Origin of the sequence: Lysobacter sp. Root690 (assembly GCF_001427785.1) — a bacterium.
Taxonomy (GTDB): Bacteria; Pseudomonadota; Gammaproteobacteria; order Xanthomonadales; family Xanthomonadaceae; genus Lysobacter.
In genome coordinates, this window is record NZ_LMHM01000001.1 from 769,798 (window position 1) to 783,358 (window position 13,561).

Sequence of the window (13,561 nt, forward strand, 5' to 3'; positions counted from 1 at the left end):
TCGCGACACTCAGTTCGCGGCGCGGTCCTCGTCCAATACCCCGAACGCATCCTCGATACGCAGGCCGGCGATGGCCTGCATCGCTCCGCGCAGACTGTCCGGATCGCCATCGCCGACCACCAACGCAAGGTGGCCGGCGTCGAATTCGCCCATACCGGCGTCGTAACTGACCCAGCGTTCCCCGTTCCAGGCCTGCACCCACATATGCGGCCCGAACGCGTTAGTGCGGCCGACGAAGCGACTGCCGTAGGCCAGGCCGGCGACCACCCGAGTCGGTATGCCGCGCGCCCGTGCGGCCGCGGCGAGCAACAGCGCGTACTCGGTGCAATCGCCTTCGCGCCGCGCCAAGGCTTCGCGCGCGCTGTGGTAACCGCTGTAGACCACGGGTCCGGATAGATGCGCCTGCACCGCCGCAACCAGGCGGCGCATGCGTGCGTCGACGCTGCCGCCTCCGGCGGCACGGGCGAAACCCGCCACCGCGCGGTCGTCGCTTTGCAACCACGGCGTGGGCGCGAGGTAACTCCTCAGCGCTTGCGCGTCGGGCGCGGTTTCGCCGCCGCAATCCTTACAGACGGTCACCTCCAGCCCATCGGACCTGCGCACCGCGGATTGCTCGCCGGTCCGCGGCCACAACCAGCCCACCGCTCCATCGCGCTCGCCGAGCCGGTAACGGATGGTGCCGTGACGCGCCGCCGGCGACAGCCGGTACGGCGACGGCACCAACACCGCCTGGATCTGCGCCTTGAGCTCGAGCTCGGACGCGGCGCTATCCGCGGCGTCGGCTTCGCGCACCCAGCCTGAACACAGGAGCAGCCACGCGCATAGCAGAATTCGTTTCGATTTCATGCACCGTCTTCCCAGCGTTCTGGTTATCTCCAGCCTGAGCGCGCCCACCGTCTCACGCCGCGGGCGCGGCGGTCGACCCACGCAGCATCAAGCTGAAATCCAGTGTCTGTTGATGCGGCACTTCCACGGCCTCGATGATGGCGAGCAGCAGGTGGACGGCGCGTACGCCGATCTCGCGCATCGGCTGACTGATCGTCGTCAGCGGCGGGGTGAGATAGCGCGACGATTCCAGATCGTCGAAACCGACGATCGAAAAATCCTGCGGCACGCGGATGGCCAGATCCCTGCACGCGGCGAGAACGCCCAGTGCCATCTGATCGCTAAAACAGAACGCGGCGGTCGGCGCGGATGCCTGGCTCAGCAGTTTTTTGGCAGCCACATAGCCCGATTCAACCGAAAAGTCGCCCGGGGCGATCGTCAGCAGACGTAAACGACCCTTCGCTCTGGCCGCGGCTTTGGCGCCTTCCAGCCGTTGTCGATGCAAGGGATTGTCGGGCGGACCGCCCACCACCGCGATCCGCTCGTGCCCCAATCCATACAGATGCTCCATCGCGACGCGCGCAGCGGCGGCGTTGTCGATGTGGACGCTGGGAATGCCCAGCGCCGGGTCGAACTCGCATCCGTTGACCACCGGCGCGGTAGCGCCCAGCCGCTTGACGATCTCCTGCGCCGTCGGCGGAAGCCGATGGCCCAGCACGATCAAGCCGTCCGCTTCGTTGCGGGGAAGCATCTGCGCGTAGCGCTCTTCGCGCTCCGGTCGGTTCTGGGTATCGCCGAGCAGGACGGCGTAGTCGGCGGCCTGCGCCGCTTCTTCCGCGCCCTTGAGGATCTGCGCGAAGAACGGATTGGCGATGTCCGGAACCGTGACCAGGATCTTGCCGCTGCGCTGGGTCTTGAGCGTCCTGGCCACCGTGTTGGGGACATACGACAGCGCGGCGGCCGCCTCCTCGATGCGCTTGCGCGTGGCCGGCAACACCTTGTCCGGGCGGGAGAGCGCGCGCGACACGGTGCCGGCCGAGACACCGACGTGTTTAGCGATGTCGTAGATGGTCGCCATGACTCAACCGCGGGTCCTGCGATGCAGTGCACAACGCGTGTCCCGGGGACCCCATGCTAGGATTGCAATCGATTGCATTGGGCGGATTACCGTGAAAACACTCAAGGGTCCAGCGCTGTTCCTCGCGCAGTTCATCGATGACAAGCCTCCGTTCGATCGGTTGGACACGTTGGCCGAGTGGGCGGCCGGGCTTGGCTATTCTGGGGTACAAGTGCCGACCAGCGCGCCCCACCTCTTCGATCTCGCCCAGGCCGCGCGCAGCCAGGCCTACTGCGACGATATCGCCGCCACCCTGGCGCGGCACGGCATCCAGATCACCGAGCTGTCCACGCACCTGCAAGGTCAGCTGGTCGCCGTCCATCCAGCCTACGACATCTTGTTCGACGGTTTCGCTCCGCCGGAAAAACGCGGCGATCCGGCCGCGCGGCAAGCCTGGGCGGTCGAACAGCTGACACTGGCGGCCAAGGCCAGTCAACGCCTGGGACTCAGCGCGCATGCGACGTTTTCCGGCGCGCTGGCCTGGCCTTACTTCTATCCCTGGCCGCAGCGACCGAACGGATTGGTGGAGGAAGCCTTCGCCGAACTCGGTCGCCGCTGGCGCCCCATCCTCGACGCCTTCGACGACTGCGGCGTGGATGTGTGCTACGAGATCCATCCGGGCGAAGACCTGCACGACGGCGCGACCTTCGAGCGATTCCTCGACGTCGTCGATCAGCATCCGCGCGCGAAGATCCTGTACGACCCCAGCCATCTGTTGCTGCAGCAGATGGATTACCTGGGCTTCATCGACCGCTATCACGAGCGGATCGGCATCTTTCACGTCAAGGACGCCGAATACCGCGCCAGTGCGCGCAGCGGCGTGTATGGCGGCTACGAGAACTGGATCGATCGTCCCGGACGATTCCGCTCGCTGGGCGATGGCCAGATCGATTTCAAGGCGATCTTCTCCAAGCTGGCCCAGTACGACTTCCCCGGCTGGGCGGTACTGGAATGGGAGTGCTGCCTGAAGCATCCCGAAGATGGCGCGCGCGAGGGAGCCGCCTTCATCCGCGACCACCTCATTCGCGTCACCGAGCGCGCATTCGACGATTTCGCCGACAGCGGCGCCAGTGCGGAAACGATGCGCGGCATGCTGGGGATTTGATCCGACACCGACCTGGGAGGGGAAGTCATGACGTTCACCATGTCGCGCCTGAGCGCGATGATGTTTCTTCAGTTCTTCATCTGGGGGGCGTGGTTCGTGACCCTGGGTACGTACCTGGTGCAGGGACCGCTGCAGGCCAGCGCCAGCCAGGTGGCGACGGCATTCCTCAGCCAGTCCATCGGCGCCATCGTCGCGCCGTTCCTTGTGGGACTGATCGCCGATCGCTACTTCGCCGCGCAGCGCATCCTCGCGGTGCTGCATCTGGCCGGCGCGGTACTGATGTGGCAGGCCTCCACGGCCACCAGCTTCGGCGCGTTCTCGGCCTGCGTCATGATCTACATGCTGCTGTTCATGCCCACGCTGGCCCTGGCCAACAGCATCGCGATGCGACATATGCAGTCGCCCGAAAAACAGTTCCCGCCGGTGCGCGTCGCCGGCAGCATCGGCTGGATCGTCGCCGGCGTGCTGATCGGCTGGCTGGGCTGGGAACAGGCCCATCGGCTCGAGCTCACGTTCCAGATGGCCGCGGCCGCGTCGTTGCTCCTCGGCCTGTATGCGCTCACTCTTCCGAGCACACCGCCGCTGGAACAGCAACGCAACGCGACGCTCGGACAGATCCTGGGGCTGGATGCGCTGCGTCTTTTGAAATCGCGTTCGTACCTGGTGTTCTTCCTGGCCTCGATCGCGATCTGCATCCCGCTGTCGTTCTATTACAACTTCACTAACCCGTACCTCAACGACCTCGGCGTGCGCGGCGCGGCCGGCCTGCAGTCGCTCGGCCAGGTGTCCGAAGTGCTGCTGATGCTGGCGATGCCGTTCCTGTTCGCGCGGCTGGGCGTCAAGACCATGCTGGCGCTGGGCATGGCGGCGTGGGTGCTGCGCTATGTCCTGTTCGCCTATGGCGATGCCGGCGCCGGGTTCGCGCTGCTGGTGGGCGGCATCGTGCTGCATGGCATCTGTTACGACTTCTTCTTCGTCACCGGCCAGATCTACACCGATGCCCACGCGGGCCCCGCATCGCGCAGCAGCGCGCAGGGCTTCATCACCCTGGCCACCTACGGCGTCGGCATGTTGATCGGCAGCTTCCTGTCCGGCGCGATCGTGGAGCACTACACCACGGCGGCGGGGCGCGACTGGCAGCAGATCTGGCTGTTCCCGGCGGGCGTCGCCCTGGTCGTGCTGGTGGCGTTCGTATTCCTGTTCCGCGAGCGGCCGGCCGCCGTGTCCGACGCATCGTCCGCGCCATCCGCGCACTGAGGATCCAGACCGATGAGCAAGCTTGGAGTCGCCATCGTGGGCGCCGGAATGATCGGCGAGGTGCATCGCCGCGCGGCGATCCTGGCGGGCGCCATCGTCAGGGGCGTGAGCGCGTCGTCGCCTGAGCGCGCCACCCAGGTGGCATCAGCCTGGGATGTTGCGCGCGCCTATCGCGATATCGAAGAAGTCGTCGCGGACCCGCAGGTGCAGGTCGTGCATGTCTGCACGCCCAACCACCTGCATCGCGCGATGGCGCAGGCGGCGCTGGCGGCCGGCAAGCACGTGATCTGCGAAAAGCCGCTGGCCACGACGCTTGAAGATGCCAAGACCCTGGCGGCGTTGGCCGCATCCACCGGCCTGACGGCCACGGTGCCCTTCGTCTATCGCTATCACCCGGTCGTGCGCGAGGCGCGCGCGCGCATCGCCCACGGTGAACTGGGGCCGCTGCGCCTTATTCACGGCAGCTACCTGCAGGACTGGTTGATGGACCCCGCTAGCAACAACTGGCGCGTCGATCCGAAACTGGGCGGCGCCTCGCGCGTGTTCGCCGACATCGGCTCGCACTGGTGCGATCTGGTGGAATGGGTCACCGGCGAGCGCTTCGCCGAGGTCAGCGCCGCATTCGAAACGGTGATCGCCGAGCGAGGCGCGGCCACCAGCAAGAGCTTCGCCAGCGCAACGACAGACGGCGCGATGCACGCGGTATCGAGCGAAGACGTCGCGGCGGCCATGTTCAAGACCGGCGGCGGCACCCTGGCCTCATTGACCGTCAGCCAGGTGTCGGCCGGACGCAGGAATCGCCTCTGGTTCGAGATCGACGGCGCCAAGGCCAGCGTGGCGTTCGATCAGGAAGACAGCGAGCGACTGTGGATCGGCCTGCCCGACCAGCGCGAAGAAATCTTCGTGCGCGGCCCGAGCGCGGGAAGTCCCGAGCAACGCAGACTTTCGGTGCTGCCGGTCGGCCACGCCCAAGGCTACGGCTACTGCTTCGAGGCTTTTGTCGCCGACACCTATCGCGCCATCGCGGCCGAACGGCCGGAAGGGCTGCCGACGTTCGATGACGGGCTGCGCTCGGCCTTGATCGTCGATCGCGTCATCGCATCGGCCAGAACACGCGTCTGGACACCCATCAGTTGAGCGACAACGAAGCGCGTCGGTCCGCCCGACGCCGCGAGTACAGCGCCACTTGAGTCGTTACTTGTCCACCGTCATCACAATCCCGGAAGGAAATCATGATGATCGTCACCCCACGCAGCATCGCGGCAGCCGTACTTCTCTTGGTCACCGCCTTGCCCGCCTTCGCGCAGACTACCCGAAGCCACGCCAAGCCCATCGCGGTGCAGATGTACACACTGCGCAACATCGCCTCGCTCGATGAACAGCTGAAGATCGTCCACGACGCCGGCATCCACGCCGTGGAGACCGTCGGCACGCAGAACACGTCGGCCAAGGAGCTCAAGCAGCTTCTGGACAAGTATTCGATCAAGGTCGTTTCGACCCACGTGCAGTTGTCCGACCTGCGTAGCGACCTCGACAAGGTGGTCGCGTTCAACAAGTCGATCGGCAACATCGTGCTGGTGGTGCCGTATCTGAAAAAAGAGGAGCGCCCGACCGATGCCGCCGGCTGGACCGCATTGGGCCAGGAACTGGGCGAGATTTCGGACAAGGTCCGGGCCAAGGGCATGACGCTGGCCTATCACAACCACGACTTCGAGATCGTCGACTTCAACGGCAAGACCGGCCTTGAACTGATGTTCGAAGGTGCCGGCCCCAAGCTCGAAGCCGAACTCGACCTGGCCTGGATCGCGCGCGCGGGCCACGACCCGGCCGCGTTGCTCGGCAAGTTCCGTGGGCGTGTGTACGCGGTCCACGCCAAGGACAACGCGCCGTCAGGTCAGGCCAAGGAAGAGGACGGTTTCGCCGCCGTGGGCAAAGGCGTGCTGAATTGGAATGCGATTCTTCCCGCCGCCGCAGGCGCCGGCGTGCAGTGGTACATCATCGAACACGATCATCCGCTCGATCCGGCCGCTGTCATCAAGACCGGCGCGGCCTACCTCAACCAGCACCTGCCCGCGGGCGCGGGTCGTTAGTACCGAGGAAAGCCCATGTTGAAATTCATTCCGATAGCGGCCCTGCCCTTCCTCGCCGCGGCGATCGCGGCCGCGCCCGCCACCGCGCAGGATGCCGCGGCAGGCGCCAAGCTCTATGCCGCCAACTGCTCGGCCTGCCACGGTCCCGACCGCGCGGGCATCGCGGGAACGTTTCCTGCCCTGACCGACGTGAATAAACGGCTCGACCCGAAGCAGATCAAGGAAAAGATCCAGAAAGGCGGCGGACTGATGCCGCCGTTCGCGCAACTGTCGGAAAAGGATATCGACGACATCGCGGTCTTCCTGAAACAGTAGCGAGCGGGCGCGGAGGTTCGGCTCCGCGCGCGTCGCTCACAACTCGCGCACCCAGACGTTGCGGAAGCTGACCTTCGAATCGTGATCCTGAAGGTAGATCGGGGCGCAGCCATGAGGCGAGTACGAAGGCGCTCCGATGTATTCGGTCTTGCCCGACACGATGGTGTCGTTCTGCACGAGAACACCGTTGTGCAAAACGGTGATGCGGGCGGGCGCAACGAGACCGCCGCCGTCCGAGAAGCGCGGCGCCTTCCAGATGACGTCGTATGCCTGCCATTCGCCCGGCGCGCGCGATGCATTCACCAGCGGAATGGCCTGCTTGTAGATCGAAGCCGCCTGGCCGTTGGAATAGGTCGGATTGTCGTAGCTGTCGAGCACCTGCAGCTCGTAGATTTCCTGCAGGAAGATCCCGCTGTTGCCGCGATTCTGGCCGGCAAACCCTTGGGTTTCGGTCGGACTGCGCCATTCGATATGCAGCTGGATATCGCAGAAGCGCTTCTTGGTGCGGATCCCCTTGCTGCCGGGCACCACGGTGAACGCGCCGTCGGCTACGGCCCAGGGCGCTTTGCCGCCCTGTTCGCTTTCCCAGGCCGACAGATCCTTGCCATCGAACAACACCACCGCGTCGGATGGCGCGGCGTCCTTGGGCGTGGCGACGGCCACGGGAACCGGCCTCCAGGCTTCTGTCTTGGCCGGGTCGCGCTGCTTGTCGCCTTGTGTCTGCGCGAACGTGGGCGTCGCGGCCAGCACGCACAAAGCCATCAGAATCGGTTTGGTCATCATTCCCCCAAGAGGAGCGGCTCGAGCACGTCGAAGCGTTATCAGTTGGTCGCCCACGCGGGCGTGCCCGGCTCGTAGGCGACGTTGCCGTCATAGCGGCCCGGCACGGCGACGTAGTGCAGCACCTGTGTCGCTCCCACCTTGGAGGTGAAAAATCCGAAGAGAACGAGCTGCTTGATCATCGCGAAGTAATGCAGCTTCACCGAGGCCGGATTGGCGCCTCCGGTGGCCACTTCCGTCGCGTTGCGCTGCTTTCCGGCTTCGGCATCCAGGACACGCAGCAAGTCCGTGCGGGCCTGGGGCGTCAGCGACATGAAGTCGCCGCCCGCGCGCTTGTCGATGTCGGCCAGTCCCTTGCGGAAGACCGTCCGATACTCGGGCGTGTAGCAATCGCTCACGAACTGCGCCATGAACAAGCCCACGCCCGCATCCTTGGCGCCCGGCGTCTTGGTGCGCGGCAGTATGGTTTCCGCGATCTCGTCCAGCTTGGCCACTTCGGCCTCGGAAAAAACCGTCGTCCCGTTCGCGACCGGCGCCTGTCCATAGACGAACGCCGGCAGGCCGATCATGGCCGCGCCGGTGGCGGCGGCGATCATCTTCAAAAGCTCGCGACGTTCCATCACAAGTTCCCCGCCTTGAGTTCGCGCGCTGCATGATCCGCCGCCCGCGCCGTCAGCGCCATATACGTCAGCGACGGATTCACGCAGGCACTGGAGGTCATGCAGGCCCCGTCGGTCACGTAGACGTTCGGCGCATCCCACACTTGGTTGTGCATGTTCAAGACCGAATTCTTCCGATCGCGACCCATGCGCGCGGTACCCATTTCGTGGATGCCCATGCCGGGGGCGTAGTCGCCCTTGTGCACCTTGACGTTCTTGACGCCGGCGGCTTCCAGCATCTCGGCCGCATCCGCGCCCATGTCCTTGCGCATGGCCAATTCGTTCTCGCGCAGGCTCACATCCATCGCCAGCACCGGCAGGCCCCACTTGTCCTTGCGCTGCGGATCGAGGCTGATCGCGTTGTCGTGATACGGCAACATCTCGCCAAAACCCGTCATGCCGATGGACCAATCCCCCGGTACGCTCAGCGCGTCCTTCAGGTCGGCGCCGATGCTGAGTTCGGCGATATCGCGCGACCAGCCGGTGCGGCTGGCCGAGCCCTGATAGCCGAACCCACGCACATAACCGCGCTTGTCGCTGCCGAGGTTGCGGAAACGCGGGATGTAGAAGCCGCACGGGCGGCGGCCGAAGTAGTACTTGTCTTCGTAACCCTCGACCATGCCGGCGGCGCCGACGCGGAAGTGATGATCCATGACGTTGTGCCCCAGCTCGCCCGAAGACGAACCCAGTCCGCCGTCCCACACATCGGTGGCTGAGTTCATCAGCAGCCAGGTCGAATTGAAGCTCGATGCGTTGAGGAAGATGACGTCGGCCGTGTATTCATAAGTCTGGCCGTTCTCCGCATCGATGATTTCGACCCCGCGTGCCCGCTTGCGGTCCTTGTCGTAAAGCACTTCCTTGACGATCGAGAACGGGCGCAAGGTCAGGTTGCCCGTTTTCATCGCCGCCGGCAGCGTCGCCGACTGAGTCGAGAAGTAAGCGCCGTAAGGACAACCGAGGATGCACTTGTTGCGGTACTGGCAATTGACGCGGCCCTGCTCGATCTTGGGCTGAGTGATGTTCGCGGTGCGCGAGTGGATCAGGTGGCGGGTGCCGCCGAAGGCTTTCTTGATCCGCGCCGCCACGTCCTTTTCGACCACGTTCAACGGGATGGGCGGCAGGAACTGACCGTCGGGCAGAACGTCCAGCCCTTCGACGGTGCCGGCGATGCCCGCGAATTTCTCCACGTGGTCGTACCACGGCGCGATGTCGGCGTAACGGATCGGCCAGTCGGTGGCGATGCCATCCTTGAGGTTCGCCTCGAAATCCAGATCCGACAGGCGATAACTCTGCCGGCCCCACATCAGCGAGCGGCCGCCGACGTGATAACCGCGGAACCAATCGAAGCGCTTGGTTTCGGTGTAGGGGCTGTCCTTTTCGTTGGCCCACATCCCCATCGTGTTTTCAGCCAGCGCGTAGTCGCGCATCAGCACCGGGAAGTCCGCCTTCATCGCCTGAGTCGGCCGGTCGCGGTGCGGGAAGTCCCACGACTCCTTCATCGCGTTGACGTAGTCCTTGACGTGTTCGATGTTGCGGCCGCGTTCCAGCATCAGGACCTTGAGTCCCTTTTCGGTCAGCTCCTTGGCAGCCCAACCGCCACTGATTCCCGATCCAACGACAATGGCGTCGTAGTGATTGTCTGCCATGGGTACTTCCCTAGGTGGATATCGATTTCAAACGTCGCACAAACGTATCGCCTCGCGCAGCGAGGCGACGGGATCGGGCGCCTGCGGCATGAACTCCTGCGCCAGATAACCGCCGAAGCCGGTGTCGCGGATCGCACGGCAGATCGCGGGATAGTTGAGTTCCTGGTCCGCGCCGATCTCATGCCGGCCAGGTACGCCGGCGGTGTGGTAATGCTTGAAGAATGCATGGTGCTTGCGGATGCTGGCGATGATGTCGCCTTCCATGATCTGCATGTGATAGATGTCGTAGAGCAGGCCGAAGTTGTCCGAACCGATCCGCTTGCACAACTCGACACCCCACGCGGAGTGATCGCAAAGGTAGTCGGGGTGATCCACCCGGGAATTCAGCAGCTCCATCACCAGCATGACACCGCGCTTCTCGGCATGCCCGAGGATGCGCTTGAGCCCCGCCTCCGCGTTCGCCAGCCCCACCGCGGGATCCATGCCGTTGCGATTGCCGGAAAAGCAGATGAGGTTGCGGTAACCGGCATCGGCCACCAGGTCGATGTGGCGGGTGTAGCGCTCCACCAACTGATCGTGGAACTCGGTGGCGGCGAAGCCCTTGGTCAGGCCGATCTCCGCGCCGTTGCACATCGAGCTGTCCACGCCGTGCGCTTTCAAGGTCGGCCAGTCGTCCGGGCCGACCAGGTCGATGGCGGAAAAGCCGATGCTCTTTACCGTCTGGCAAAGCTCGGCGACCGACTGCTTCGGGAACGTCCAGCGCGCTACGGAATGCTTGAGGTTGCCCTTGAGCGGCTTTGTCGCCGCAAGCCCGGGCGTAACCGCGCCCGCGGCCAGCCCGAGACCGGCCATCATCGCGGCGCCAATCGCGTTCCGCCGCGTGAGTTTGGGGTTGAAGGAACTCATCGAGTCATCCTCAAACCACAAACGAAAGATTTCCCGGACGAATCTTTCGAGGCATCGCCTCTGCTGCAGGATGCATATCCGCCACTGATTCGTTGCGTCGGTTGGATCGAATAGATACCCATCTATCTTCCGGCCTCCCAACCGGCGCGAAACCTTGAAATTCGCCAAGATGCAATCGATTGCACCATAAACAACGGCGAGCGTCACCGCAAGGCTTCCGAAGCCGGATTTTATGCTGCAAGGCACAACAGAAAACGCCGCGAAATCCACAGATCCTCGCAGTCCTGCAATAGTTCGATGATCTTATGTCGGTCGTCCACGCGGATGATTTCATGCATCGCTGCGGCGATCTTGTGCGCCGCACGGAGCATGTCGGGCATCAGCCGCGACGAATGAGTGGTTAAATATTTCTAATTGACTCTGCACGGATCGCGAATGCTTCGGATCGCAGAGCATGGAAGAAACGACAACTAGCCTCGTCGCGCATCGAACTGATGTGGGCACTGAGCCTTGTCACCCTCAGCGCACGATATGAGCGCGGGCATCGGTTTGGCGTGCAGGCGCGGAAGCCATGGAAACCCGGTTCAAGCCCACTTGATGGGCCCATGAGGGCTCATGAAGTCCTTGGGATGGGTTCGCGGAGACGTTGCCGGCGTCGGCTTTTCCGGTCGAGTACCTGGCAGGCATTCTACGCGCCCGCGATTCTCACCGGCAGCGCTGGCCTCGGCCATGCCGTCTAACGTCAATCGCGGCGTCAGTGCCAAAGCGTTTGAACGTGCCTCGCGTTGAGGCCGGTCAGTATCTGACTTTGCTTCGCAGTCCACCCGTGTCCGCTACTCGACAAGCGGATTCAATCCCGAACACAACGATGGGATCAGGTTGAGCCACCCCAGCTTTCCGCGGCGTGGCGCCAAGCTCGATGGCGTCGCGCGATCACCACGCATGACCCGGAAGCGAAAACGCTTCCGGGCCCGCGCACCACTTAATAGACCAGATACTCCAGACGTTTCGCGCTCAACTCCGCGGACGATTCGTTGCGCACGTCGGCACTGAAGCCTTGCCCCGTCAGGGTGCCCTGGCTGATCAGGAAACTGAAAATACTCGGCCCCTTGCCAGTTGTTTTGTCCCTGGGGTATTGCGCGTTGCCGTGGCAGCCCATGCATCCGCCCATCACCAGTTGATCGCTGTTCGGCGGCAGCTTCTTCACGCCCAGGATGCTCGGCAGCCCGCGCTTGGCAAGCAGGGTGAATTGCTGCTGGTCGGGGTCGGGATCCTTGACGCCGCCCTTGAACAACTGGATGCCAGGCTGGCTGCTCTCGATCACGATATTCGCCAGGTAAAAGTCCTGGGTGAGCGGATCGGGCTTGGCCGGCGTGACCGAGCTGTCCTCGTTGGTGGGCAAAACCTGCAGCCCCACGAGACGGTAATACCGCCACACCGAGTTCTTGAACGCGGGCGAGCTGGCCATGGCTTGCTGGACTTCGCTGTTGACGCCGTAGACCGCGCTCGTCGCTACCGGTGGATTCTGGACCTTGATCGGACCCGAGAATCCGGGCGGCAGAGTGTATTTTCCGGCAATGACATCGTAGCCGTGGGCGCTGTCTATCGCGCCCGCCAAGGGCAGCGTGACCGCTGTGCGGTTGGAGCCCGAATTGAGGATCGCCGTCGGCCGCGTCCCTGACGGTACCGATGCATCGTATTGCATCTGGTCATACAGATTGATGAGATACAAGCCGGTGTCTTTGTTGTCCGGCGTGGTCAGACTGTCCACCTGTTCGAAGGTGGTGTAGACGAAGGTCGGGTAGTTTTCCATCTTGCGCAGGATGTGCAGGCCGACCAGACCGAAGGTGGCCACCCGAGCCTGGGTCACGCCGTTTTCCTTGTAGTAGTACAAGGCCTCGGCGGTGTGATAACGGCCGGACGCGATCAAGGCGGGCGTCATTTCCCGCCATGCCGACTTGACCTCCACCGATTCGTTCTGGCTCGTCGCGTTGGGAGGCAATTCGAGCGAAGCCGGCGGGTTTCCGGCGTTGTAGATGGATTTTATATAGTCGTATTCGACCGGATTCACCTTGGCCTGGAACAAGATGATGTGATCGTCCTGAGGATTGGGCGAGGGCGTGTTGCCGTTTTTCGGGAAGAAGATCTGGTTCTGGCCGATCTGGGTGTTTTCGTCGAGATTGTTGAACCGGGCGTCGGTCGACGCGACCTTCAGATTCGCCTGGAAGACGTACTCGGGATCCAGGGTGGCGAGGTTTCCTTTGGGGGCCGATCCCGCGGGAAACAGCTCCGACCGATGAGCGAAGGTTTCCCACACCAACTGATTGCCGCTGAAGTTGGAGGCGCCGGTTCTGCCGCTCTGGTAGAAGTCGCTGGCGCCGGACGCGGCGAAGTTGCGGCTCGGATCGATGCTCCCGCGCACTACCGGCGACTTGCCGGCGGCATCGACGCCGTTCTTCTGCGCCGGCGAATTGAAGTGGATGAACTGCCGCCAGGCAAAGCGCGCGTATTCCGCATGAGTGATGTTGGGGTTGTAAGGATCGTAGTTGTACGCCGGCGGAGCGGCGGGCAGCGCCGCCGGGGTCGCGGTCAGATCAGCCGCGGTGATCGGCGCGCCGCCCGGAAACGGTGTTGCTTGATCCTTGGCGACCGATGAAACGGCGACAGCGGATTCGGTTTTCGTACACGATGCGGACATCGCCAGCACACTGGCGAGTGCGCCGAACATCAGGATCCTGGTCTTCATTGCCGCACTCCGTCATTGTTGCGCCGCGCGGCGAATCCACGCGATCCATCGCGGCAGCCATGGGAATTGATGAGGTGTCGTGCCGCCCCCGCTTCAGTCGGGAACGGGGGGCGAA

13 protein-coding genes are annotated in these 13,561 nt (G+C 63.9%); 5 read left to right on the top strand and 8 right to left on the bottom strand.

The genetic code is table 11. The annotated features are described in order from the left end of the window. Nucleotides 1-9 precede the first annotated feature (9 nt). Together ASD86_RS03345 and ASD86_RS03350 are read right to left on the bottom strand one after the other, a co-directional pair. Nucleotides 10-846, bottom strand: coding sequence for a transglutaminase-like domain-containing protein (locus ASD86_RS03345; protein WP_082578003.1), 837 nt, complete (start codon nt 844-846; stop codon nt 10-12). Nucleotides 847-898: 52 nt separating this feature from the next. Next, the gene (locus ASD86_RS03350; RefSeq protein WP_056106777.1) at nt 899-1,903 is read right to left on the bottom strand and encodes a LacI family DNA-binding transcriptional regulator; all 1,005 of its coding nucleotides are present in this window, start codon (nt 1,901-1,903) and stop codon (nt 899-901) included. Between the two features lie 91 nt (nt 1,904-1,994). Between ASD86_RS03350 and ASD86_RS03355 the strand changes: the two genes are divergently transcribed. The 5 genes from ASD86_RS03355 to ASD86_RS03375 all read left to right on the top strand — a co-directional run bounded on the left by ASD86_RS03355 (nt 1,995) and on the right by ASD86_RS03375 (nt 6,709). Further along, nucleotides 1,995-3,047 carry a sugar phosphate isomerase/epimerase family protein gene (locus ASD86_RS03355; protein WP_056106780.1) on the top strand — a complete coding sequence of 351 codons (1,053 nt, stop codon included), beginning with the start codon at nt 1,995-1,997 and terminating at the stop codon, nt 3,045-3,047. A 27-nt stretch (nt 3,048-3,074) separates the two neighbouring features. After that, entirely contained in the window at nt 3,075-4,304 is a 1,230-nt protein-coding gene (locus tag ASD86_RS03360; RefSeq protein ID WP_056106782.1) for a nucleoside permease, read from the top strand. Nucleotides 4,305-4,316: 12 nt separating this feature from the next. Further along, complete coding sequence (locus ASD86_RS03365) at nt 4,317-5,441, top strand: Gfo/Idh/MocA family oxidoreductase (protein WP_056106784.1); 1,125 nt, start codon at nt 4,317-4,319, stop codon at nt 5,439-5,441. A 98-nt stretch (nt 5,442-5,539) separates the two neighbouring features. Continuing rightward, the gene (locus ASD86_RS03370) at nt 5,540-6,394 is read left to right on the top strand and encodes a sugar phosphate isomerase/epimerase (RefSeq protein ID WP_157476073.1); all 855 of its coding nucleotides are present in this window, start codon (nt 5,540-5,542) and stop codon (nt 6,392-6,394) included. 15 nt (nt 6,395-6,409) lie between these two features. After that, entirely contained in the window at nt 6,410-6,709 is a 300-nt protein-coding gene (locus tag ASD86_RS03375) for a cytochrome c (RefSeq protein WP_056106790.1), read from the top strand. A 36-nt stretch (nt 6,710-6,745) separates the two neighbouring features. On the opposite strand, the gene ASD86_RS03380 is transcribed toward ASD86_RS03375, so the two are convergent. From ASD86_RS03380 to ASD86_RS03400, 6 genes are all read right to left on the bottom strand, one after another. After that, entirely contained in the window at nt 6,746-7,489 is a 744-nt protein-coding gene (locus ASD86_RS03380; protein WP_200957201.1) for a DUF1080 domain-containing protein, read from the bottom strand. A gap of 41 nt (nt 7,490-7,530) precedes the next feature. Continuing rightward, nucleotides 7,531-8,109, bottom strand: coding sequence for a gluconate 2-dehydrogenase subunit 3 family protein (locus ASD86_RS03385; RefSeq protein WP_056106791.1), 579 nt, complete (start codon nt 8,107-8,109; stop codon nt 7,531-7,533). Then, the gene (locus ASD86_RS03390) at nt 8,109-9,794 is read right to left on the bottom strand and encodes a GMC family oxidoreductase (RefSeq protein WP_056106794.1); all 1,686 of its coding nucleotides are present in this window, start codon (nt 9,792-9,794) and stop codon (nt 8,109-8,111) included. The genes ASD86_RS03385 and ASD86_RS03390 overlap by 1 nt, the downstream gene beginning before the upstream one ends. A 27-nt stretch (nt 9,795-9,821) precedes the next feature. Next, nucleotides 9,822-10,649 carry a TIM barrel protein gene (locus ASD86_RS03395; RefSeq protein WP_235567660.1) on the bottom strand — a complete coding sequence of 276 codons (828 nt, stop codon included), beginning with the start codon at nt 10,647-10,649 and terminating at the stop codon, nt 9,822-9,824. A gap of 281 nt (nt 10,650-10,930) precedes the next feature. Continuing rightward, on the bottom strand, nt 10,931-11,080 hold the full coding sequence (locus ASD86_RS27180) for a hypothetical protein (protein WP_162253604.1): 150 nt from the start codon (nt 11,078-11,080) through the stop codon (nt 10,931-10,933). A gap of 602 nt (nt 11,081-11,682) precedes the next feature. Then, nucleotides 11,683-13,446 (bottom strand): hypothetical protein, encoded by a 1,764-nt coding sequence (locus ASD86_RS03400; protein WP_056106796.1) that lies wholly within the window; start codon nt 13,444-13,446, stop codon nt 11,683-11,685. Nucleotides 13,447-13,561 lie beyond the last annotated feature (115 nt).